The organism is Citrobacter freundii complex sp. 2025EL-00176 (assembly GCF_053309355.1).
Genome location: NZ_JBRYHT010000004.1, coordinates 192,478 through 215,659, shown reverse-complemented (window position 1 = coordinate 215,659; position 23,182 = coordinate 192,478). Strand labels below are relative to the sequence as shown.

The following is a 23,182-nucleotide window of genomic DNA, read 5'->3' as shown; positions in this document are numbered from 1 at the left end:
AGCTGACCACAAGCTTCAATTAAGACAATTTACCTTTGTTAATTAATATAACGTGTTTGTAAAAATGGATGATAGCGACGACAGCAGGATGTCATAACCGTGTCATATAAGGCATTCATGTCATGAAGAAGTTTTTAGTTTTTCTGCTTTCATGCTTTTCAATATCCTCAGTAAATGCAGAAGACTTACAAAATACCGTTAAAAACGCTTTAGCTAATCATCCTGAAGTTAATGCCGCAATAAATAGCCGTTATTCTTCAGAGCAAGAACTGCGGGCCGCTCAAGGTGGCTATTTACCCTCACTCAATTTAAACGCAGAAGCCGGGCGAAAAAATGTTGATGATGCTACCACCCGTGCGGCAGGACGTAATAACGGTCTGACCCAGTCACCTAACGAAGCGACGTTGAGCCTTGAGCAAAATGTGTTTAATGGCTTTGCAACCTCCAGCGAAGTTGCGCGGCAAAAAGCGACCGTTGACTCGCGCGCCTGGAGCGTGATGAACACCCGTGAGAGTACCGCTTATGCGGTCATTCAGGCCTATTTCGACGTGCTACAACGCGAAGAGTTTGTTCGCCTTGCTGAGGACGATCTGGCGAACCACGAACGCATTTACGACCAGATAAAACTGCGTACCGATCAGGGTGTTGGGCGCTCCGGGGACTTTATGCAAGCCGAAGCGCGTCTGGCGCAGGCGCGTAATAATTTGCTGACCGAACAGACGAATCTTGAAGACGCGAAAACCACTTTTGTCAGCGTGACGGGCATGGATCCGCAAGGTTTAAGCCTGCCCGAGAGCATTGACTCTCAGCTGCCCACCTCGCTGGAAGACGCCAAAAGTCGGATGGAAAAAAACAGTCCATTACTGAGGTCCGCCAATACGGATATCGAAGCCGCACATCAGCAGTACGAGGCCTCGAAATCAACCTTCTACCCGCGCGTGGACGTTGAGCTTTCCCGCGGGATTAGTAATAACACCGACACCACCCGCGCCCATACTGAAGAGTGGGAAGCGATGGTAAAACTGCATTACAACCTGTACCAGGGCGGCAGCGACAAAGCCAATATGAACTCCCGCGCGTATCTGCATAAACAGGCGCAGGACGTACGCAATAACACGCTACGCCAGCTGAATCAGGAGCTGCGCCTGGCCTGGACGGCGTTACAAAACGCACGCGCTCAGCTTCCTTCAGCGGAAGAATATGCCGACCGTAGCGTCAAAGTGCGCACCGCTTATCAGGATCAATTCAGTCTTGGCGAACGTACGCTGTTGGATTTACTCGACAGTGAAAATGAAGTTTTTTCTTCTAAACGTCGCCTTGTTGAACTGCGTTATCTGGCGATGACCAGCGGCTACCGTATTAGCGAACGCACGGGTGAATTAATGAATATTCTAAAAATCACACCGCCGCCATCAGGGCAACCGGTAGATTCTGCAGAAGAAAATAGCTTACCGGATCTGCATTAATAATTATTAATCCAAAATAAATCTCTGACCTGCACGCTGATAATTAGCCTGCTATTCTTTAAACGTGCACGGTCAGAAATGGTTGCGAAAATGAGTGCACAAGCTGAATTATTAAATGAAGTATCCGGGAATTATGCCAGCCCTAATTCTCAACATCACGATCCCCGCAGTTATAATGACGATCCGCTATTAGATAGCTTACTCATTCTGTGTGCGTTACACGGTAAACCGGCGAGTCGTTCAACATTAAGCAGTGGGCTGCCATTAGAAAACGATCGGCTCACGCTGAATATATTTCCACGCGCGGCGGCAAGGGCCGGTTTAAAAGCGCGGGTTGTCACGCGTGCACTCGATAAAATTCCGGCCATGTCTCTGCCTGCGGTCCTGTTACTGCGTTCTGGCGGAACCGGAGTATTACTGGCATGGAACGATGACGGCAGCGCCCGCTTTATGCCCAGCGAAAGCGAAGGTGGGGAAATTTGCGTCGATGTCGCCACGCTTGAACAAAACTATGCCGGTAAAGTGATTTTTGCTCATCCGCGCCACGAATTCGATTTGCAGGCGGAAGCTTTTCTGCCACGTACCAAATCCTGGTTTAAAGACACCCTGAAGCTGTCACGTTTCCTGTACATGGATGCGGTGCTGGCTAGCCTGCTGATCAACCTGATTGCGCTCGGTACGCCGCTCTTCACCATGAACGTCTATGACCGCGTGGTGCCTAACCAGGCAACGGTCACGCTGTGGGTGTTGGCGGTCGGTATCTGCCTGGCTTTTGTTTTTGATCTGATATTGAAAATGCTGCGCGGTATCTGCCTTGATATTGCGGGCAAAAAAAGCGATCTCATCATCTCCTCAACGCTGTTTGAGCGCATTATCGGCATGGAGATGAAAGAACGTCCGGCGCGAGTGGGCAGCTTTGCGCAGAATATTCACGAGTTTCAGTCGCTGCGCGATTTCCTCTCATCACTTACGCTGACGACGATTATCGATCTGCCCTTCACCCTGCTGCTGCTGATCGTTATCGGGATTATCGGCGGAGCGCTGGCCTGGATCCCGGTCATGACGCTGCCGATTGCGTTGTTGTGCAGTTGGGCGTTACAAAAACCGGTCAACGCGGCAGTCACGAAAACCATGAGCCTCGCCAGCGAACGCCAGGCATTGCTGATTGAAACCCTGAGCAGCCTGGATGCCATCAAAGTGAACAATGCCCAGAGCGAACGCCAGTTTCAGTGGGAACAAACGCTGGGTAGCCTGAGTCGCCTGGAGCTGCGAGTGAAAACATTGTCCAGCCTGGCGAGCAACCTGACCGGCTGGTTCCAGCAAATCTCCGGGGTGGTGATGATTATCGTCGGGGTGTACATGATTATCGGCGGCAAACTGAGTATGGGGGGACTTATCGCCTGCTACATGCTCAATGGTCGGGCATTAATGCCGCTGGGTCAGTTAACCGGCCTTATCGCCCGTTATCAGCAGGCAAAGCTCACCATCAAAAATACCGAGAAAATGATGTCGCTGGCGCAGGAGCGTCGCGCGGACGAAAACCCGCTCAAACGTGAGCAGCTCCAGGGCAGCATAGAATTTCGCGATGTCGATTTCAGCTACCCGGAACAACAGAACCTGTCACTGCAAAAAATCAATCTGACCATTCAGCCCGGTGAACGAATCGGCATCATCGGACGCAGTGGTTCCGGTAAAAGTTCGCTCAGCAAATTGCTGGTCAATCTGTACCAGCCCAGCACCGGAAATATTCTGATCGACGGGATCGATTCTCGTCAGTTGGATGTGAACGATCTGCGCCACAGCATCGGCTACGTGCCGCAAGATATCCAGTTGTTCAATGGCACGCTACGCGACAATTTGCTGTGCGGGGCGCGTTATATCGATGACGAAACCATGCTGCGGGCGGCTGAGCTGGCCGGCGTCAACGATTTTGCGCGCTTGCATCCTGACGGCTATAACCTGCAGGTTGGCGAGCGTGGCTCTCGACTTTCAGGCGGACAGCGGCAGGCGGTAGCGCTTGCACGCGCGCTTTTGCTGGATCCGCCTCTTCTGTTACTGGATGAACCCACCAGTTCGATGGACAACACCAGCGAGGAGAAGATCAAACACGCGCTGCTCCCCTGCATCGCGGGCAAAACGTTATTACTGGTTACGCACCGCGCTTCCATGCTGTCGCTGGTTGACCGCCTGATTATTGTCGATAAAGGACGCATCATCGCGGATGGCCCGAAAGCGGTGGTGATGGATGCGTTGAAAAAGGGGCAGATTAATGCATCTCGCTGATTTCCTGGCTCGTGCCCGCCGCGCTATGCAGCACTATTTTCATGGCCGTGATGAAAATCAAACTGACAGTATCAATGAAGTCAGCCAGGCCATTATTGATGACTCCCCGAGAGTCATTCGACTGACGCTGTGGACGATCCTCGCACTGGTAGTGTTGTCTTTCATGTGGGCTGGCTTTGCGAAAATTGATGAAGTCACCCGCGGGGAAGGTAAAGCGATCCCTTCATCCAAACTGCAAAAAATTCAGAACCTGGAAGGTGGGATCGTCACCGAACTGTATGTGCACGAAGGGCAAATCGTTAACGCCGGAACACCATTGCTGCATCTCGATGACACGCGCTTTGCTTCTAACGTCGGCGAAACAGAAGCGGATAAACTCGGTCTGCGGGCCAAAGTTGAACGCCTGACGGCGGAAGTTGAAAACCGGGACTTTGTTATTTCCCCAGAGATTGCGAGCAAAGCGCCCGATGTCGCGCGGGGAGAAACCGAACTGTACAACAGCCGCCGGGAGCAGTTTCACAACGAAATATCCGGGCTTGAAGAACAGTTGGTGCAGAAAAAACAGGAGTTGCGCGACTTTGAATCGAAAGAAGAGCAGTTTAAGCACAGCCTCGGGTTAATACGCCAGGAAATCAAAATGTCCGAGCCGCTGCTCGCCTCGGGCGCTATTTCGAAAGTCGAGTTGCTGCGCCTGCGCCGTACCGAAGTGGAAACCGCCGGGCAGCTCAATTCGATTAGTTTGTCGCTACCCAAAGCCGCGTCAGAAATTAAAGAGATTGAAAATAAAATCGGCGAGAGTCGAGGCCGCTTCCAGAGCGATGCGCTGGCTCAACTCAACGAGGCCCGTACCAATCTGAGCAAAACCCAGGCCAGCGTAAAAGCGTTGGAAGACCGGGTGAATCGTACCATGGTCACTTCACCGGTGCGCGGTATCGTCCAGCAGGTGATGGTAAATACTATTGGCGGCGTCATCCAGCCTGGCAGCGATCTGGTAGAAATCGTTCCGTTGGACGACAAGCTGTTAATCGAAGCCAAAATACAGCCGCGCGATATTGCCTTTCTCCATCCGGGTCAGCATGCAATGGTGAAATTTACGGCCTACGATTACACCATCTATGGCGGTCTGCAAGGCGAAGTGGTGCAAATAAGTCCAGACACCGTTACCGATAAACAGGGACGAAGCTTTTATGTTGTTCGTCTACAAACGGACAAAAACTATCTGGGAACAAAAGAGCATCCGATGCTGATAATCCCTGGCATGGTCGCGAGTGTCGATATTCTCACTGGCAAGAAAACGATTCTCAGCTACCTGTTAAAACCGATTATTCGCGCTCGTGCGGAGGCGCTCAGAGAACGTTAAACGCCTGCGCTCCCTTTCGTAGGGTCAGGGAGCGCATTAATTTATAACGGAGTACAAAAACAAAGTTTTCCCCGGTTTAACGTGATTTTTCCGTCATTAACCAGTTCCTGTAAAACCTTGTGGATAGCGCTGCGCGAGATATGGTTGCGGGTCAAAATAAAGGTATACACGGATGTTTTCTCACGCACCTCGGGCTCCATCGCCCAAATATATTTTACGTGCTCAATAATCTGTTCACGAATGGTACGATGCGACTGCAACGCCTCACGCTGGAAATAACGCTGCAAGTGATGCGTTAAAATATCAAACGCCTGCTTCCATAAGTTTTTAGCGGTAAACAAGTGATCGGCATTCTGCACGCTCATTGCCCACATTTCACAGTCGGTATCGCAACGTAAATAGTGCCCGGCGACTTCAGTGCGCATTTGCGGCAAACCGAGTATGGCCGGAGCAGAAATACTCACGGTCACCAGATCATTTTCCACACGATAAACAGAGACAGTCCCTTTCTCCAGAAACAAGATATTTCCATCAACCTTCAGATCAATACGCTGGCGTTTTTTGCGTAACGACAGCCAGGCATTCTCTGACTTCTTCATTTCATCACCAACAAGCACTACAGCATTTTCAATTTCTTTCTGGAACATGGGACTCTCTACCGCAAATTATGGCTTTATCAAAATTCACTTAGCATCAAAAATAAATGTCAGCTGTTAAACAAGCTGACATTTATCCCTCTTCTACATCTGCCACCGGCATTCCCTGGTGCCGTGGACGCGTTCAGGCACATGCTGTTTTCGCGTGGTGGCGTCAGGCAGTATATTGCGCTGTCCATAAAGAATTAATGCCAATCATCTTTGTCGTCATTCTTTCATCTTTCTTCTCTTTGCAGAACAGCCAAAAAGACACAATCCATTGATTTATATGTAGTTTATTTCCATTAAAAAGTTATCATAGTTGGTATATTATGATACTAATTTGAAACACTTCGCGATTTTCGTTGTAGGATCGGGTCCATGCTGGTAGCTATTATGGCCTAAGTGGTATCATGGCTTACCAGCCACCTGGCGCATTATCAAGAGCAGAGACACTATGTCTGAGACTGGCAATGTCAGTTATCTTATTGAAAATAGAATAATATTTACGCCAGCCACACAATGTCTGGCGCGAGTAGCTCAACCCAATCAGCAGATAAAACTCAAACACTCAGCGTCATTATGTCTTTTATTACTTATTCAGCATCGCGGCCAAGTGGTTTCACAAAATGAACTGCTGGAATTCGGCTGGGGTAAAAACCATCGTCAGGTTAGTTTCAATGCCTTTTACCAAAGCATTCTCTCCCTGCGTAAAAGTTTGCTGCAACTGGATCTGGAACAACCGCTGATCACCACAATCCCCCGTAAGGGGCTGATTATACAGGAATCGTTTGATATTCAGGCGATTGAGTCGCCGGAGGATAGCTCTTGCTCAGTTGAAGTGTCAGTCGCGCCGGAGACCGTGATAGAGGAACTGTTACCTGACGCACCGCGTAGACCATTTTTCACCACTACAGAAATAATAATGGGGGCGCTTACTCTTATAATTTGTGCGCTTATATTATACCCATGGCAGGCCAGCGATGATTATTTCTCCGACTATATCACGGCCAGCAAAACGCCCACTGACTGTCAGTATTATTTTAATAATGATGCCAGTAATTTTTCCCGGCATACGGCGTTTATCGACAAAAATCCTGGGCTGTGTCAGAACAATAAATTCATTTATATTACGACCTACCCTGAGTCTAAAAAATTGTCTGTACTTGTATGTCGCTCACCGATGAAGGCCCGGCAACAAAACGCCTGTCAGTCGGTTTATTACCCTCGGTATGATAGCTAATGAATTTATATCCCCGCACGTCCCGCGTCCAGACTGGTGTTATCCTGCTGATCTGTTTTGCTGCGCTAATGGTTACTGCCGTCTATCGGTTCAATAAAAACACAGGTGAACTTCATAATCTGACCTGCCGTTCAGCCATCGAAATAGTACGTAATACCAGCTCATTTCGGGGGATTATTGATATTAAAATCGGCGGAAGTAAAGGCATTGTGAATGTTGATGGTATCATCAAAGATGCCAGAAATAATGAGCAAACCGTGCAACGCATGGTCCTGTTTACACAATCCAGTTACGGCTCAAGTCCGGTTTGGATTTCACAGAAAATCCAGATATCCAATCGCGAAACGGCCCCCGCCAGCCTCATTCAGGAACTGCTCCCCGACTTTTTCCTCACCAATACCAGCGTATCCAACGTCGATTATTTTGCGCTAAATAGCAAAACGTATCTGATTACCAAAGAAGGGATCCCCTACCTGTACTGCCAGAATTATGCGTTGCCGCAAAATGAATAATCAGTAGGCGTTCAGGTGGCTCAACCTACGGAGGAATCCAGGTGGTTGTCGATGTTAAGATAGATCGTTCTGATCGAGCCAATGCTCGTCGTCTACTCCCCATTAGCGCAGGATGTTCCCATGAGCCGATACCATGTCTCTGGCAGTGAAGGACAGTATGAGAAAAATGCCGATGAGCAAGTCCTGGCGAATAAGCTGGGGATTGCTCATTCTGGCGAGATGGACGAAGCGGAACTTGTGCTGTTAGAGAAACTCTATCACTGCATTTTTGAAGAACAATTTCCAACAGGACAGATAACCGTTGCTTTGTTGAAAAGCTGGCATCACCGCTGGCTGGGGAACATCTATGAGTGGGCCGGCCAGGAAAGGACAGTCAATATCAGCAAAGGGGGCTTTATGTTCGCGCCCTCTGCACAGTTGCCAAAACTACTACACGAATTCGACGCTAAATACCTTGCCCGATATACACCATGCTCCAACATGAGCGAAGGACAGATCATAGAGGCTATTGCTGTAACCCATGTGGAGCTGATACTCATCCATCCTTTCCGGGAAGGCAATGGGCGTTTATCACGACTGTTAGCTGATGTGATGGCGGTTCAGGGGGGATACAGGCCGCTGGATTACCAAAGCTGGGAGCAAAACAAAGCCGAATACATTTCGGCTATCCACGCAGGTATGTCAATGGACTACGGCCCAATGTGCTATTGGGTTGGCGCTGCGTTGAGACGAGATTAAACAGCAAGCCGAAGATGGGCGAACTTTTTGCGCGTCGCTTCAAGCGAAGCTTCGATCTTCTCAGAGGACTGCCCCGTCTCAACGGCGGTTGACGTTGCTACCGAGCGAACAATGTCAGCGCGAGACGGTTTAACATAATACACCTGCGTTTTCTTGTCATTGCTCATCACGATTCCTCAGTTATCGAATGTGTAATCTGTACTCATTATATCAAGGTTTCGACACGACTTCACACCATCTGTAGCCCGACGTCATCAAGGGGCCATCTTATTGTTTCTATCACTTTGGGCGAAAGTGATCTTCCCTGTTGTTTTCCTGCCATAAAGACTCCGTTATCATGCTCCCTACATAATTATGGAATGAAATGTAGGATTCCATGAAATGAAATGGATCAATGTGATACTCAATGAGAACGATAAAAATCACTAACTTATTAAAATTTAAGAATATGGACACAACTCCATGAGTACAATCGATAATCTCGACGCCCACACTCCCATGATGCAGCAGTATCTCAAGCTGAAGGCTCAGCACCCGGAAATACTGCTGTTTTACCGCATGGGCGACTTTTACGAACTTTTTTATGACGATGCGAAACGCGCGTCTCAACTGCTTGATATCTCCCTGACTAAGCGCGGCGCATCCGCAGGGGAGCCAATCCCAATGGCGGGCATTCCTCATCATGCGGTGGAAAACTACCTCGCCAAGCTGGTCAATCAGGGAGAATCCGTCGCTATATGCGAACAGATTGGCGATCCAGCCACCAGCAAAGGTCCGGTTGAGCGCAAAGTGGTACGTATTGTCACGCCAGGCACCATCAGTGATGAAGCGCTGTTACAGGAGCGCCAGGACAACCTGCTGGCCGCAGTCTGGCAAGACAGTAAAGGCTACGGCTATGCCACGTTGGACATCAGCTCCGGGCGTTTTCGCGTGAGCGAGCCTGCCGACCGCGAGACCATGGCCGCCGAACTACAGCGTACTAACCCGGCAGAACTGCTGTATGCCGAAGATTTTGCAGAAACCTCACTGATCGAGGGCCGCCGTGGCCTGCGCCGTCGTCCGCTGTGGGAATTTGAAATTGACACCGCCCGTCAGCAGTTAAATCTGCAGTTTGGCACACGAGACTTGATTGGCTTTGGCGTTGAGAACGCCCCGCGCGGGTTATGCGCTGCCGGCTGTCTGCTGCAATATGTTAAAGATACCCAGCGCACCTCGCTGCCGCATATTCGCTCCATCACTATGGAGCGTCAACAGGACAGCATCATTATGGATGCCGCCACGCGCCGCAATCTGGAGATCACCCAGAACCTGGCGGGCGGCGTTGAAAACACATTGGCTTCGGTACTCGACTGCACCGTAACACCAATGGGCAGCCGTATGCTCAAGCGCTGGCTGCATATGCCGGTCCGCGACACCAAAATCCTCACTGAGCGCCAGCAAACTATCGGCGCGCTGCAGGATACCACCAGCGAATTGCAACCTGTGCTGCGTCAGGTGGGCGATCTGGAACGCATTCTGGCGCGTCTCGCTCTGCGTACCGCGCGCCCGCGCGATCTGGCCCGTATGCGTCACGCTTTCCAGCAACTCCCTGAACTACGTGCGCAACTGGAAAACGTAGACAGCGCCCCCGTGCAGATGCTGCGTGAGAAAATGGGTGAATTTGCGGAGCTACGTGAACTGCTGGAACGCGCCGTGGTGGAAGCGCCACCGGTGCTGGTACGCGACGGCGGCGTCATCGCGCCAGGCTATAACGAAGAGCTGGACGAGTGGCGAGCGCTGGCTGATGGCGCAACCGACTACCTCGACAGACTGGAGATCCGCGAGCGTGAACGCACGGGTCTCGATACGCTGAAAGTCGGATTCAACGCCGTTCACGGATACTACATTCAGATCAGCCGTGGACAGAGCCATCTGGCGCCAATTAATTACGTGCGTCGCCAGACGTTGAAAAACGCTGAACGCTACATTATTCCAGAGCTGAAAGAGTATGAAGACAAAGTTCTGACTTCCAAAGGTAAGGCGCTGGCACTGGAAAAACAGCTATACGACGAGCTGTTCGATATGCTGCTGCCGCATCTGGCTGATTTACAACAGAGCGCCAGCGCGCTGGCGGAGCTGGACGTCCTGGTCAACCTGGCAGAACGTGCTTATACGTTGAATTACACCTGTCCGACCTTCACCGATAAACCCGGCATTCTTATTACCGAGGGTCGTCATCCGGTGGTGGAGCAGGTACTGACAGAGCCGTTTATTGCCAACCCGCTCAATCTTTCCCCACAGCGCCGAATGCTGATCATTACCGGGCCGAATATGGGGGGTAAAAGTACCTATATGCGCCAGACAGCGCTGATTGCGCTACTGGCTTATATCGGCAGCTATGTTCCGGCACAAAAAGTCGAGATAGGGCCTATCGACCGTATCTTTACTCGCGTAGGTGCGGCGGATGATCTGGCATCCGGTCGTTCCACCTTCATGGTTGAGATGACCGAAACCGCCAATATTCTGCATAATGCTACCGAGAACAGCCTGGTGCTGATGGATGAGATTGGACGCGGCACTTCAACCTACGACGGCCTGTCGCTGGCATGGGCGTGTGCGGAAAACCTGGCTAATAAAATCAAAGCATTAACATTGTTCGCCACCCACTACTTCGAACTGACTCAGTTACCGGAGAAGATGGAAGGCGTCGCGAATGTACATCTGGACGCGTTAGAGCATGGCGATACCATCGCCTTTATGCACAGCGTACAGGATGGCGCGGCGAGCAAGAGCTATGGCCTGGCGGTAGCTGCCCTGGCAGGTGTGCCGAAAGAGGTGATCAAACGCGCGCGGCAAAAACTGCGTGAACTGGAAAGCATCGCGCCGAATGTGGCCGCAACCCAGGTCGATGGTACGCAGATGTCGCTGCTGTCGGTTCCGGAAGAAACATCACCCGCCGTTGAAGCGCTGGAAAACCTTGATCCGGATTCGCTAACGCCCCGCCAGGCGCTGGAGTGGATCTATCGGTTAAAAAGTCTGGTGTAACGTCGATGTGCCGGATGGTGGCTTCGCCTTATCCGGCCTACAAGCTGGTGTAACGCCATTGTGCCGGGTATGGCTTCGCCGCACCCGGCATTTTTAATTAACGCTTATCTTCCGCCAACAGCGGCGGGATACTCGGCACCATTGGCGCGTCGTCGATATCTTTCTGCGTCATGCGAAACGCCTGCGGGTAATGCTCACGGCTGGTACGGCGTAGCGGCTCGGTATTACGCCAGGTGTACAGACAATGCTGGCACTGATATACGGTCCAGACACCTTTTACCGGCGAGTTCGCCATCACTTCAATATGTTCATCGGCACAACGTGGACAAATCATCTGCTACTCCTTATTTACGGTTGGCCAGCATGGCGGTCAGCTTTTCAGCCCAGGCTTTTGTTTCCGGTAAATCACATACCGGCTGGCTGTAATGACCACGGTTATCCGGTGCAACCGGTGTCGTGGCATCGATGATGAGCTTGTCGGTAATCCCCGCCGGGCTGGAACCCGGATCAAGTTCCAGCACCGACATATTCGGCAGTTGCACCAGGTCACCCGCCGGATTCACCTTCGAGGAGAGCGCCCACATCACCTGCGGCAGGTTGAATGGGTCAACGTCTTCATCAACCATGATCACCATCTTCACGTAACCCAGGCCGTGCGGCGTGGTCATCGCACGCAGCCCCACCGCTCGGGCAAAACCGCCGTAGCGTTTTTTGGTGGAGATAATCGCCAGCAGTCCGTGGGTGTACATGGCATTCACCGCCTGCACTTCCGGGAATTCGGCTTTCAGCTGTTGATAAAGCGGTACGCAGGTCGCCGGCCCCATCAGGTAGTCGATTTCGGTCCACGGCATACCGAGATAGAGTGATTCAAAAATCGGTTTGCTGCGATAAGAGACTTTATCGATACGCACCACAGTCATATTGCGTCCACCGGAATAGTGGCCGGTAAACTCGCCAAATGGACCTTCGATTTCACGTTTACGGCTTTCAATGACCCCTTCGAGGATCACTTCAGAGCCCCACGGCACGTCAAAACCGGTGAGCGGCGCGGTAGCGATCGGATACGGACTTTCGCGCAGCGCCCCCGCCATCTCGTATTCAGACTGATCGTATTTCAGCGGTGTGGCGCCCATCAAAGTAATGATGGGATCATTACCCAGCGTGATAGCAATCGGCAGATCTTCACCGCGCTCTTCCGCTTTATGCAGGTGCAGCGCGATATCATGCATCGGCACCGGTTGCAGGCCAAGCTTGCGCTTGCCCTTCACTTCCATCCGGTAGATGCCGACGTTCTGTTTGCCGAAGTTGTCCGGATCCAGCGGATCGCGCGATACCACACAGGCTTTATCAAGATAGAAACCGCCGTCGCCATCGTTCAGGCGAAACAGCGGCAGAATGTCGAAAAGATTAATGTCTTCGCCATCGACACTATTTTCAGCCCATGCCGGATTCGCGCGGCGTTCCGGGGCCACCGGAAATTTATCCCAGCGGCGAATAAACTCGTCGATCTGTTTTTTCACCGGCGTATTTGGCGGCAACCCCATCGAAATCGCGTGGTTTTGCCATGAGCCGATGGTGTTCATCGCCACACGGGCGTCGGTAAAACCGCGAATATTGTCAAACCACAGCGCAGGCGCGCCATCACCAATACGCCCGGTCGCGTTGGCCGCCGCGGCCAGATCCGGTTCGGCGTTTACTTCTTCACTGATTTTCAGCAATTGTCCCTGGTCGTCCAGCGCTTGCAAAAAGCTGCGCAAATCATCAAATGCCATTATTCATTCTCCTGTGCAAAATTCTGCGCCTGTCGTAATCCCTGCCAGCGACGGGCGTTGGGGTGTTCAAGACCAAACTGGTCGAGCACGCGCGCGACAATGTGCTGCGTGATGTCATCAACGGTTTGCGGGTGGTTATAAAACGCGGGCATCGGTGGGACCATCGCCACGCCCATACGGGAAAGTGCGAGCATGTTTTCGAGATGAATAGTACTGAGCGGCATTTCGCGCGGCACCAGCACCAATTTGCGTCCTTCTTTTAGCACGACGTCTGCGGCCCGCCCCACTAACCCTTCCGCATAACCTGCACGAATACCTGCCAGCGTTTTCATACTGCAGGGAATAATAATCATGCCGTCCGTACGGAACGATCCGGAGGAGATAGTCGCTGCCTGATCCGCTGGATTATGGCAATAGTCTGCCAGTGCAGATACATCGCGGACGCTGTACGGCGTTTCCAGTTCAATGGTTGTTTTGGCCCATTTCGACAGCACCAAATGGGTTTCCACATCCGGCATTTCCCGCAGCGCCTGCAGTAGCGACACGCCGAGGGGCGCGCCGGTGGCCCCCGTCATTCCTACGATCAGTCTCATTCAACCTCTTAATTTTGTTCGTGTACGAACGTTTTAGTTAAAATACTCCCACAATTCATTGCGGGCAAGGCCACCGCGCACGGATCGCTAAAACAGCAATGGTTAAAAAAGGAGGCGTAACCCGCTATGATAGAGACTGACAGCAATCCCGGAGCTCTCATGCCGTTACGCAATAAAGCATTTCACCTTTTACGTCAGCTTTTTCAGCAACATACGGCTCACTGGCAACATGAGTTACCGGATCTGACCAAACCTCAGTATGCGGTAATGCGTGCTATTGCCGAACAGCCCGGTATTGAACAGGTCGCCCTGACCGAGGCGGCAGTCTGTACCAAAGCAACGCTTGCGGAAATGCTGAGCCGGATAGAAAAGCGCGGACTGGTTAGACGGGAACACGACCCGGCGGATAAGCGTCGACGGTTTGTTTATTTGACAGCGCAAGGAGAAGCATTATTGGTCAGCGCAACCCCGGTGGGAGATCGCGTGGATGATGAGTTTCTGGGCAGACTTAGCGAGGAAGAACGCGAACAGTTTACGCGGCTTATTCGCAAGATGATGGAGTAATTCCGTCGGATGGTGGCTGCGCCTTATCCGGCCTACGCGCCGTATTTGTAGGCCCGATAAGCAAAGCGCCATCGGGCGATGAACAAAGAAAAAGGCCAGTCTCTATGAGACCGGCCTTTCTTGATAGAACTTGTGCTTACTCGCGGAATAACGCTTCGATATTCAGCCCCTGAGTCTGCAGAATTTCGCGCAGACGACGCAGGCCTTCAACCTGAATCTGACGAACACGTTCACGCGTGAGACCAATTTCGCGGCCCACATCTTCCAGTGTTGCAGCTTCGTACCCCAGTAGACCGAAACGACGTGCCAGCACTTCACGCTGTTTGGCGTTCAGTTCGAACAGCCATTTGACGATGCTCTGTTTCATATCATCGTCTTGCGTGGTGTCTTCCGGACCGTTTTCTTTTTCATCGGCCAGGATGTCCAGCAACGCTTTTTCGGAATCGCCACCCAGCGGGGTGTCTACCGAGGTAATGCGCTCGTTGAGTCGGAGCATACGGCTGACGTCATCAACCGGTTTATCCAGTTGTTCAGCAATCTCTTCTGCGCTCGGTTCGTGGTCCAGTTTATGCGACAACTCACGCGCGGTACGCAGATAGACGTTCAGCTCTTTGACAATGTGAATCGGCAGCCGGATCGTACGGGTTTGGTTCATAATCGCCCGTTCGATCGTCTGACGAATCCACCACGTTGCGTATGTTGAGAAGCGGAACCCGCGTTCCGGGTCAAACTTCTCGACGGCACGGATAAGCCCCAGATTGCCCTCTTCAATCAGGTCCAGCAATGCCAGACCACGATTGCCATAACGGCGAGCAATTTTCACCACCAGACGCAGGTTACTTTCAATCATGCGGCGGCGAGAAGCGACATCTCCACGCAGTGCGCGACGCGCAAAATAAACTTCTTCTTCGGCTGTTAACAGTGGTGAATACCCAATCTCACCAAGGTAAAGCTGAGTCGCGTCCAACACACGCTGTGTGGCCCCCTGCGATAACAGCTCTTCTTCAGCCAGGTCGTTATCACTGGGTTCCTCTTCACTCAAGGCTTTCTCATCAAAAGCCTCTACTCCGTTCTCATCAAATTCCGCATCTTCATTTAAATCATGAACTTTCAGCGTATTCTGACTCATAAAGGTGGCTCCTACCCGTGATCCCTAACGGAACTAGCAAGTGAAAGCCTGGTTCCGCCGAATTATCGCTGCGGCAAGTAACGCAGCGGGTTTACGGATTTCCCCTTGTAACGAATTTCAAAATGCAAGCGTGTTGAACTGGTTCCGGTACTACCCATGGTAGCTATTTTCTGCCCCGCCTTGATTTCTTGTTGTTCCCGGACCAGCATTGTATCGTTATGGGCGTAGGCACTCAGGTAATCATCGTTATGTTTGATGATAATAAGATTACCGTAACCACGCAGCGCGTTACCGGCGTAAACGACGCGTCCATCTGCGGTCGCGACAATAGCCTGTCCTTTGCTGCCTGCAATGTCGATCCCTTTATTGCCACCTTCGGTAGCCGCAAAGTTTTCGATCACTTTGCCGTCAGTTGGCCAGCGCCAGGTAGAGATTGGCGCGCTGGTCGACGTTGAGCTTGCAGTTGATTCGGTTGTGCTAACTGCTGGAGCCGTTACTGGCGCTGTGACCACGGTCCCAGCTGGCTTGTTGTTCGGCAACATTTTGTTAGCACTTTGTTCACCTGAATCCTCAGAATACGTAATTGTTGGTTTCGAAGCAACAGCAACGGTGGAATTTTGTGCAGGGTTGGTCACAACTCCTTGCTGTGCCGCATCCGCCTGGGTGATGGCATTCCCACCGGTAATCGGTGTACCCGACGCGTTGCCCACTTGCAGAGTTTGGCCGACATTCAGGCCATACGGGGCCGGAACGTTATTGCGCTGTGCGAGGTCACGGAAATCGTTCCCGGTAATCCAGGCAATATAGAAAAGCGTGTCGCCTTTCTTAACAGTATAGGTACTGCCACCCGTGTAGCTACCTTTCGGAATATTCCCATACTTACGGTTGTACACGATACGACCGTTTTCCATCTGTACAGGCTGTTCTGCAACAGGCTGAATTTGCGTTGGTTGCGTAGTCGGACTCTGCACCGGTTGGATCTGTGGCGTCTGTTGTACTGTCGACGTCGAGCCCATTTTTGGTGGAGGCGTAATCAGCATGCCGGAACTGGTGTTCGAGGATGCACCGCCGTCAACCGAGCTGACCGGCGCTGGTGGATTCGAGGTGTTTGAACAACCTGCCAGCCATAATGAAACCAGTGACAATGCCGCAATACGGCGAACGGTAAATTTTTGGCTTCCCGCGCTCATTTATCCCCCAGGAAAATTTGGTTAAAACCCGTAACGTAATCACCGTGCAAGGCATCGACACGATACGCTGACTAATTCCAGAATATCCAGGAAAACTCCAGGTATTCAGAGTCAGTGTCTACGCAAGCTCCCCTTTTACTAAGGGAACAAAACGTACAGCCTCCACGGTATCAATAATAAATTCGCCTCCCCGACGACGCACCCGCTTCAGGAACTGGTGCTCATCGCCCACGGGTAAGACGAGAATACCGCCTTCATCCAACTGCATCATCAGTGCTGTAGGGATCTCAGGCGGCGCTGCCGTTACAATGATAGCGTCAAACGGGGCTCGCGCTTGCCAGCCCTGCCATCCATCACCGTGACGGGTAGAAACATTATGTAAATCAAGCTGTTTCAGGCGACGGCGCGCCTGCCATTGCAGGCCTTTAATGCGCTCAACGGAACATACATGATGCACCAGATGCGCCAGAATCGCCGTTTGGTAGCCGGAGCCCGTGCCAATTTCCAGCACCCGCGATTGCGGCGTTAGCTCAAGCAGTTCAGTCATGCGTGCAACCATATAAGGCTGCGAAATCGTCTGCCCCTGACCAATCGGCAAGGCAATATTGTCCCAGGCCTTATGTTCAAACGCCTCATCAATGAATTTCTCACGCGGCACGGCGGCGAGCGCATCGAGGACTTGCTCATCTCTGATGCCCTGCGCACGTAATTGTTCAAGAAGAGTATGTACGCGTCTGCTTACCATTGCGTGTCGACTCCCACGCTGTCTAACCAGCTCGAAACCACCTCATGCGCACCGTAGGCGGTTAAATCGACATGCAGCGGCGTGATGGAAACATAGCCTTCATCGACGGCGGCAAAATCTGTATCTGGCCCGGCGTCGCATTTTTCCCCCGGCGGCCCAATCCAGTACAACGTATTGCCGCGTGGATCCTGCTGTGGGATAACCTGATCCGCCGGATGACGACTGCCGCAGCGGGTGACGCGAATACCTTTAATCTGATCCAGCGGTATATCCGGAACGTTGATATTTAAAATACGCCCGGTGCGCAGCGGTTCACGACTCAGCGCCCGTAAGATACGACAGGTTACTGCCGCAGCAGTATCGTAGTGCTTATGGCCATCAAGCGAGACAGCCAGCGCAGGGAACCCAAGGTGACGACCTTCCATTGCCGCCGCAACGGTACCGGAATAGATGACATCATCCCCGAGATTAGGACCTGCGTTAATACCAGAAACGACAATGTCCGGACGCGGACGCATTAACGCGTTCACGCCCAGATAGACGCAGTCGGTGGGGGTACCCATCTGTACGGCAATATCGCCGTTATCATAGGTAAACGTGCGAAGTGAAGATTCCAGCGTCAGCGAGTTAGACGCGCCACTGCGGTTACGATCCGGGGCAACCACCTGTACGTCAGCAAACTCACGCAGCGCTTTCGCCAGCGTTTGTATACCGGGTGCATGGACCCCATCATCGTTACTCAGCAATATACGCATAATCACCCATTGTGTTAATAAGTTCCCTTACTACACTGGTGGCGAAGCTACCTGCCGGTAGCCAGAAGCGTAACTCAACGGTTACGTCATCCCACCAGTTCCAGCTTAATTGTTGTGGATACAGCAACATAGCGCGTCGCGATGCGTCGACTTTCTCGCGCAATAACAGAGACTGCAGCGCGGTTTCATCCGCAACAGCGCCTTCTTCAAACGCCAGCGCGTCGCGCTGAGTTCCCCACTCACCGCTACCCGGTAATGCCGCTGTAATCATCAGTTCTTTATCATCGACGCGACGCTGTAATTCAGTCTGTTCTTCCTGCGTGGCGACAAACCAGCTTCCGCGTCCCGACAATTGTAGCGCATCGCCGTCAACAACTTGATTAAAGTCTGTTTTTTTCAAGCGTTCGCTAACGATCTGATTAAACAACGCGCTACGGGCCGCCGACAACCAAAAACTGCGTTTATTGCGATCGCGCACCGGCGCATCGCTTTGCGCCCAGCGCAGCGCCCCTTGCAGGTTGCTGCCGCCGATCCCAAAACGTTGAGCGCCAAAATAGTTCGGTACGCCGCGCTCGCTAATCGCCTGCAAACGCGCTTCAACGTCATTTCGCTCGCTTACTTCACGCAGCACCAGCGTAAATTCGTTGCCTTTCAGCGCCCCTAAACGCAGCTTACGCTTGTGGCGCGCGTACTCCAGCACTTTACAGCCTTCGAGCTCAAATTTGCTTAAATCAGGCATTACATTGCCCGGCACGCGTGCGCACAGCCACTGTTCGGTGACCGCATGCTTATCTTTTTGCCCGGCAAAGCTCACTTCACGGGCGTGAATTTTCAGGAACTTCGCCAGCGCGTCAGCGACAAAACGGGTATTACAGCCGTTTTTCAGAATACGCACCAAAATGTGCTCGCCTTCGCCATCAGGTTCGAAACCTAAATCTTCGACGACGACAAAGTCTTCCGGATTCGCTTTCAGAACGCCATGGCCCAGTGGTTTACCATGAAGATATGTCAGATTTTCAAACGCAGTCATTTCGTTGCCTTAATGAGTAACGCCACCGCTTCACAGGCAATCCCTTCCCCACGCCCGGTGAAACCGAGTTTTTCCGTGGTGGTTGCTTTCACGTTAACATCATCCATATGGCAGCCGAGATCTTCGGCAATAAATACACGCATTTGCGGAATGTGCGGCAGCATCTTCGGTGCCTGAGCAATAATTGTCACATCCACATTACCAAGCGTATAGCCTTTCGCCTGAATACGCCGCCAGGCTTCACGCAATAATTCGCGGCTATCTGCACCTTTAAAGGCCGGGTCGGTATCCGGGAAGAGTTTACCGATATCACCCAACGCCGCCGCGCCCAGCAAGGCATCGGTTAGCGCATGTAACGCCACATCACCATCAGAATGCGCCAACAGTCCTTTTTCATACGGGATACGCACGCCACCAATGATAATTGGGCCAACGCCGCCAAAAGCGTGTACGTCAAAACCGTGTCCGATTCGCATTATGCATTCTCCTGATGAATTGTTCGGGACAGATAAAATTCCGCCAGCGCCAGGTCTTCCGGGCGGGTGACTTTGATGTTGTCAGCGCGTCCTTCGACCAGTTGCGGATGAAAGCCGCAATATTCCAGCGCCGAGGCTTCGTCCGTAATGGTTGCGCCTTCGTTGAGCGCACGGGTCAGGCAGTCGTGCAGCAGCTCGCGAGGGAAAAACTGCGGCGTTAACGCATGCCATAAGTCGGTACGATCGACCGTATGGGCAATGTCTGTGCAGCCCGGTTCAGCGCGTTTCATCGTATCGCGTACGGGGGCGGCCAGGATCCCGCCAGTGCGGCTGGTTTCACTGATTGCCAGCAAACGCGCTAAATCATCCTGATGCAAACACGGACGCGCGGCGTCATGCACCAGTACCCAACGGGCATCTCCTGCGGCTTGCAAACCGGCAAGGACAGAATCGGCACGTTCATTGCCGCCATCCACTACGGTAATTTGCGGATGCGCGGCAAGTGGAAGTTGGGCAAAGCGGCTGTCGCCCGGGCTGATAGCGATGACGACTCGCGTCACCCGGGGATGGGCCAGTAGCGCATCAACCGAGTGTTCAAGAATGGTTTTATTGCCAATTGAGAGGTACTGCTTAGGACACTCTGTTTGCATTCGGCGGCCAAATCCGGCAGCCGGCACCACGGCGCAAACGTCCAATAAAGTGGCTGCCATGTTAGATCCCTGGACGGTTTATCGATTGTTTTGCCCTGCAGTCTGGGCGCGTTTAGACGCGTCAGGCACCAGACGATAAAAGGTTTCGCCCGGCTTAGTCATGCTGAGTTCGTTGCGCGCGCGCTCCTCAATAGCCTCTTGTCCGCCATTGAGATCGTCAATTTCGGCAAAGAGCTGATCGTTGCGCGCTTTAAGTTTCGCGTTTGTAGCCTGCTGCGCAGCAACATCATCGTTGACGCGACTATAGTCATGTATGCCGTTCTTACCGAACCACAGCGAATACTGTAGCCAGACTAATAAAGCCAGCAACAGCAGCGTAAGTTTACCCATCCTGCCCCCTGAAAAACGGCATTAACATCCCATAACTTCCGCAGATGACTTTACATCAACGGACGGGAATGCCGCGACAACGCGGGCAAATGTACCACATTTGCCCGTTGTTACGTATACCCTGTGTAAGGAGAACATAATCTCATTGTTGGTTACGGTTTGAATTATGACCAGACAGTGAACGACATCGGCGAGCGTTTAAATAGGACGTTAGCCTAGCCCAAAAGCCAAAAGAATAGCGCGCTAAACATTCCCCCCACCACCAACAGGGTGCTGGTAATGCTCAGCAGCAGCTTTCCTTTTAATAGCGAGTGCAGGGCAATACCTGCCACAATCGCCACGGGCAGCAACGCGAGGAAGAAAGGCCAGGTATAAAGGAAGAAAAACAGTGTGTTAGGGCCATACATCAGACATGGGAACCCCAGCGCCAACAGCCACGCGGCAAAACCGACCACGGCCCCCGGGAGTGACCAGGTGGTTTCGTCGTCGGCGGCGAAGGTCTCTGACTCTGTGATAGTAATGTTATGGCTGTTACGCATATCTAATCCTGTGACCGTGACTGACCGGGCATGCAAGCTCGGATGTCTCAGGATCTGATAATATCTTCCTGCCTCAGCAGGTCTAATAATTGGGGAACCAAATTTGTTACCAATTGTTCACCATCAAGATGAATCTCTGGCGATTCAGGCGCTTCGTATATTGAATCAATTCCGGTGAAATTGCGCAATTCCCCCGACCGGGCTTTTTTATACAGCCCTTTTGGATCGCGCGCTTCGCACGTTGCTAATGGCGTATCGACAAAAACCTCAATAAAACGCCCTGCGCCAACGCGCTCGCGGACCAGTTTTCGCTCCGCGCGATGGGGAGAAATAAACGCGGTTAACACCACCAGACCGGCATCCACCATCAGGTTCGCCACTTCGCCAACGCGTCGGATATTCTCTTTACGGTCGGCATCGCTAAACCCCAGATCGCTGCACAGGCCGTGACGCACGTTATCGCCATCCAGCAGATAAGTGCTGACGCCCAGCTTGTGCAGCGCTTCTTCCAGCGCGCCCGCTACCGTTGATTTACCGGAGCCAGACAGCCCGGTAAACCACAGCACAACACCACGGTGACCGTGGCGTTGCTCCCGCTGTTGCGGTGTAACAGGATGGGCATGCCAGACGACGTTTTCGTCATGCAGCGCCATTATTTGCCTCCCAGCAGATCGCGCGCACTCCAGTGTGGGAAGTGGCGACGCACCAGCGCATTCAGCTCCAGTTCAAACGCACTGAACTGAGAAGCGATGGTGTGCTCCTGAACGATAGGCTCACGCACCAGTCCCGCGCCAACGGTGACGTTAGTCAGGCGGTCAATGATAATCAACCCACCGGTAACCGGATTCTGCTGATAGGTATCCAACACCAGTGGTTCATCAAACGTCAAATTAACCAGACCAATGCCGTTCAGCGGTAGCGCGTCGACCTCACGTTGGGTCAGGTTATTAATATCGACCTGATACTGCACGGTATCCACGCGCGCACGGGTCTTCTTGCCGGCAACTTTGATGTCGTAGCTCTGCCCCGGCGACAGCGGTTGTTCCGCCATCCATACCACATCAACAGCAGCGCTTTGTACCGCTGGCAACGCTTCACCGGCATCCAGCAGCAGATCGCCGCGGCTAATATCAATCTCATCTTTCAGCACCAGAGTGATCGCTTCACCTGCATGCGCTTGCTGTAAATCACCATCAAACGTGACGATCCGCGCCACGCTCGACTCAACGCCGGAAGGTAACACCTTGACGCGTTGCCCTACCTGCACGCTACCGGAGGCCAGCGTACCGGCATAACCACGAAAATCCAGATTTGGTCGGTTCACATACTGCACCGGGAAGCGCATCGGCTGGGTATCGACAATGCGCTGGATCTCAACGGTTTCCAGCACTTCCAGCAGCGTCGGGCCGCTAAACCATGGCATGCTGGCACTTTGCGAAGCCACGTTATCACCTTCCAGCGCGGAGAGCGGCACAAAGCGGATATCCAGATTGCCCGGCAGTTGTTCAGCAAACGTGAGATAGTCTTCGCGGATGCGGTTAAATGTCTCTTCGCTAAAGCTCACCAGATCCATTTTGTTGATCGCTACCACCAGGTGCTTAATGCCAAGCAGCGTGGAAATAAAGCTGTGACGACGGGTCTGATCCAGCACGCCTTTGCGCGCATCGATTAGCAGGATCGCCAGGTCACAGGTAGACGCCCCGGTCGCCATGTTGCGGGTGTACTGTTCGTGACCGGGGGTATCCGCAATAATAAATTTGCGCTTCTCGGTGGAGAAATAACGATAAGCCACGTCGATGGTGATGCCCTGCTCACGCTCGGCTTGCAAGCCGTCGACCAATAACGCCAGATCGAGTTTTTCCCCCTGGGTGCCGTGACGTTTACTGTCGTTATGCAGCGATGAGAGCTGATCTTCATAGATCTGCCGGGTATCGTGCAGCAGGCGACCGATCAGGGTACTTTTGCCGTCATCCACGCTACCGCAGGTTAAAAAACGCAGCAGACTTTTGTGTTGTTGGGCAACCATCCAGGCTTCAACGCCGCCTTCATTAGCAATTTGTTGTGCAAGTGTCGTATTCATGGCGGCTC

At 52.4% G+C, this 23,182-nt stretch carries 24 protein-coding genes; 8 read left to right on the top strand and 16 right to left on the bottom strand.

Annotated features, from left to right (window positions below):
- The first annotated feature begins 122 nt into the window (after positions 1-122).
- From ACVXHP_RS11640 to ACVXHP_RS11630, 3 genes are all read left to right on the top strand, one after another.
- Positions 123-1,466, top strand: a complete 1,344-nt coding sequence (locus ACVXHP_RS11640; protein ID WP_447571500.1) for a TolC family outer membrane protein — start codon at positions 123-125, stop codon at positions 1,464-1,466.
- Between the two features lie 90 nt (positions 1,467-1,556).
- Positions 1,557-3,749, top strand: coding sequence for a type I secretion system permease/ATPase (locus ACVXHP_RS11635; RefSeq protein WP_447571499.1), 2,193 nt, complete (start codon positions 1,557-1,559; stop codon positions 3,747-3,749).
- The gene (locus ACVXHP_RS11630; RefSeq protein WP_316128726.1) at positions 3,736-5,109 is read left to right on the top strand and encodes an HlyD family type I secretion periplasmic adaptor subunit; all 1,374 of its coding nucleotides are present in this window, start codon (positions 3,736-3,738) and stop codon (positions 5,107-5,109) included. Before ACVXHP_RS11635 ends, ACVXHP_RS11630 begins: the two co-directional genes overlap by 14 nt.
- A 41-nt stretch (positions 5,110-5,150) precedes the next feature.
- On the opposite strand, the gene ACVXHP_RS11625 is transcribed toward ACVXHP_RS11630, so the two are convergent.
- The gene (locus ACVXHP_RS11625; RefSeq protein ID WP_200009274.1) at positions 5,151-5,756 is read right to left on the bottom strand and encodes a helix-turn-helix domain-containing protein; all 606 of its coding nucleotides are present in this window, start codon (positions 5,754-5,756) and stop codon (positions 5,151-5,153) included.
- Positions 5,757-6,201: 445 nt separating this feature from the next.
- On the opposite strand from ACVXHP_RS11625, the gene ACVXHP_RS11620 reads away from it, so the two are divergent.
- From ACVXHP_RS11620 to ACVXHP_RS11610, 3 genes are all read left to right on the top strand, one after another.
- On the top strand, positions 6,202-6,987 hold the full coding sequence (locus ACVXHP_RS11620; protein WP_447571498.1) for a winged helix-turn-helix domain-containing protein: 786 nt from the start codon (positions 6,202-6,204) through the stop codon (positions 6,985-6,987).
- Positions 6,987-7,499 (top strand): hypothetical protein, encoded by a 513-nt coding sequence (locus ACVXHP_RS11615; protein ID WP_200009276.1) that lies wholly within the window; start codon positions 6,987-6,989, stop codon positions 7,497-7,499. Before ACVXHP_RS11620 ends, ACVXHP_RS11615 begins: the two co-directional genes overlap by 1 nt.
- A gap of 120 nt (positions 7,500-7,619) precedes the next feature.
- Entirely contained in the window at positions 7,620-8,237 is a 618-nt protein-coding gene (locus ACVXHP_RS11610; RefSeq protein WP_447571497.1) for a Fic/DOC family protein, read from the top strand.
- Here ACVXHP_RS11610 and ACVXHP_RS11605 read toward each other — a convergent pair.
- A complete protein-coding gene (locus tag ACVXHP_RS11605; RefSeq protein WP_004900141.1) occupies positions 8,234-8,404 on the bottom strand; it encodes a hypothetical protein in 171 nt (56 codons plus the stop codon). The two genes, ACVXHP_RS11610 and ACVXHP_RS11605, sit on opposite strands and share 4 nt — an antisense overlap.
- A 295-nt stretch (positions 8,405-8,699) precedes the next feature.
- Here ACVXHP_RS11605 and mutS point away from each other — a divergent pair, with 295 nt between their 5' ends.
- Entirely contained in the window at positions 8,700-11,261 is a 2,562-nt protein-coding gene (mutS, locus tag ACVXHP_RS11600; protein ID WP_447571496.1) for a DNA mismatch repair protein MutS, read from the top strand.
- Positions 11,262-11,358: 97 nt separating this feature from the next.
- Here mutS and ACVXHP_RS11595 read toward each other — a convergent pair whose 3' ends face one another.
- From ACVXHP_RS11595 to ACVXHP_RS11585, 3 genes are read right to left on the bottom strand one after another with little or no spacing between them, the layout of a single operon-like run.
- Positions 11,359-11,595, bottom strand: a complete 237-nt coding sequence (locus ACVXHP_RS11595; RefSeq protein WP_038633131.1) for a non-oxidative hydroxyarylic acid decarboxylases subunit D — start codon at positions 11,593-11,595, stop codon at positions 11,359-11,361.
- 10 nt (positions 11,596-11,605) lie between these two features.
- The gene (locus ACVXHP_RS11590) at positions 11,606-13,033 is read right to left on the bottom strand and encodes a non-oxidative hydroxyarylic acid decarboxylases subunit C (RefSeq protein WP_447571495.1); all 1,428 of its coding nucleotides are present in this window, start codon (positions 13,031-13,033) and stop codon (positions 11,606-11,608) included.
- Positions 13,033-13,626: a non-oxidative hydroxyarylic acid decarboxylases subunit B gene (locus tag ACVXHP_RS11585; RefSeq protein ID WP_200009281.1), complete on the bottom strand. Its 594-nt coding sequence runs from the start codon at positions 13,624-13,626 to the stop codon at positions 13,033-13,035. The genes ACVXHP_RS11590 and ACVXHP_RS11585 overlap by 1 nt, the downstream gene beginning before the upstream one ends.
- 159 nt (positions 13,627-13,785) lie before the next feature.
- On the opposite strand from ACVXHP_RS11585, the gene ACVXHP_RS11580 reads away from it, so the two are divergent.
- The gene (locus tag ACVXHP_RS11580) at positions 13,786-14,190 is read left to right on the top strand and encodes a MarR family winged helix-turn-helix transcriptional regulator (RefSeq protein ID WP_447571494.1); all 405 of its coding nucleotides are present in this window, start codon (positions 13,786-13,788) and stop codon (positions 14,188-14,190) included.
- 136 nt (positions 14,191-14,326) lie between these two features.
- Here the strand turns inward: ACVXHP_RS11580 and rpoS are convergent, their stop codons facing one another.
- The 11 genes from rpoS to cysN form a co-directional block, all read right to left on the bottom strand.
- On the bottom strand, positions 14,327-15,319 hold the full coding sequence (gene rpoS, locus ACVXHP_RS11575; RefSeq protein WP_000081498.1) for an RNA polymerase sigma factor RpoS: 993 nt from the start codon (positions 15,317-15,319) through the stop codon (positions 14,327-14,329).
- Positions 15,320-15,381: 62 nt separating this feature from the next.
- Complete coding sequence (gene nlpD, locus ACVXHP_RS11570; RefSeq protein ID WP_233612780.1) at positions 15,382-16,464, bottom strand: murein hydrolase activator NlpD; 1,083 nt, start codon at positions 16,462-16,464, stop codon at positions 15,382-15,384.
- Between the two features lie 163 nt (positions 16,465-16,627).
- Positions 16,628-17,254 carry a protein-L-isoaspartate O-methyltransferase gene (gene pcm, locus ACVXHP_RS11565; RefSeq protein WP_137349475.1) on the bottom strand — a complete coding sequence of 209 codons (627 nt, stop codon included), beginning with the start codon at positions 17,252-17,254 and terminating at the stop codon, positions 16,628-16,630.
- A complete protein-coding gene (gene surE / locus ACVXHP_RS11560) occupies positions 17,248-18,009 on the bottom strand; it encodes a 5'/3'-nucleotidase SurE (protein WP_061382353.1) in 762 nt (253 codons plus the stop codon). Before surE ends, pcm begins: the two co-directional genes overlap by 7 nt.
- A complete protein-coding gene (truD, locus tag ACVXHP_RS11555; protein ID WP_200009284.1) occupies positions 17,990-19,039 on the bottom strand; it encodes a tRNA pseudouridine(13) synthase TruD in 1,050 nt (349 codons plus the stop codon). The genes surE and truD overlap by 20 nt, the downstream gene beginning before the upstream one ends.
- Positions 19,036-19,515, bottom strand: a complete 480-nt coding sequence (ispF, locus tag ACVXHP_RS11550; RefSeq protein WP_003034167.1) for a 2-C-methyl-D-erythritol 2,4-cyclodiphosphate synthase — start codon at positions 19,513-19,515, stop codon at positions 19,036-19,038. The genes truD and ispF overlap by 4 nt, the downstream gene beginning before the upstream one ends.
- Positions 19,515-20,225: a 2-C-methyl-D-erythritol 4-phosphate cytidylyltransferase gene (ispD, locus tag ACVXHP_RS11545; RefSeq protein WP_304701908.1), complete on the bottom strand. Its 711-nt coding sequence runs from the start codon at positions 20,223-20,225 to the stop codon at positions 19,515-19,517. Before ispD ends, ispF begins: the two co-directional genes overlap by 1 nt.
- Positions 20,226-20,243: 18 nt before the next feature.
- Positions 20,244-20,555, bottom strand: coding sequence for a cell division protein FtsB (gene ftsB, locus ACVXHP_RS11540; RefSeq protein ID WP_003034163.1), 312 nt, complete (start codon positions 20,553-20,555; stop codon positions 20,244-20,246).
- A 215-nt stretch (positions 20,556-20,770) separates the two neighbouring features.
- On the bottom strand, positions 20,771-21,094 hold the full coding sequence (locus ACVXHP_RS11535; protein WP_137361243.1) for a DUF3561 family protein: 324 nt from the start codon (positions 21,092-21,094) through the stop codon (positions 20,771-20,773).
- Between the two features lie 47 nt (positions 21,095-21,141).
- On the bottom strand, positions 21,142-21,747 hold the full coding sequence (cysC, locus tag ACVXHP_RS11530) for an adenylyl-sulfate kinase (protein WP_447571493.1): 606 nt from the start codon (positions 21,745-21,747) through the stop codon (positions 21,142-21,144).
- On the bottom strand, positions 21,747-23,174 hold the full coding sequence (cysN, locus tag ACVXHP_RS11525; RefSeq protein ID WP_447571492.1) for a sulfate adenylyltransferase subunit CysN: 1,428 nt from the start codon (positions 23,172-23,174) through the stop codon (positions 21,747-21,749). The genes cysC and cysN overlap by 1 nt, the downstream gene beginning before the upstream one ends.
- Positions 23,175-23,182 lie beyond the last annotated feature (8 nt).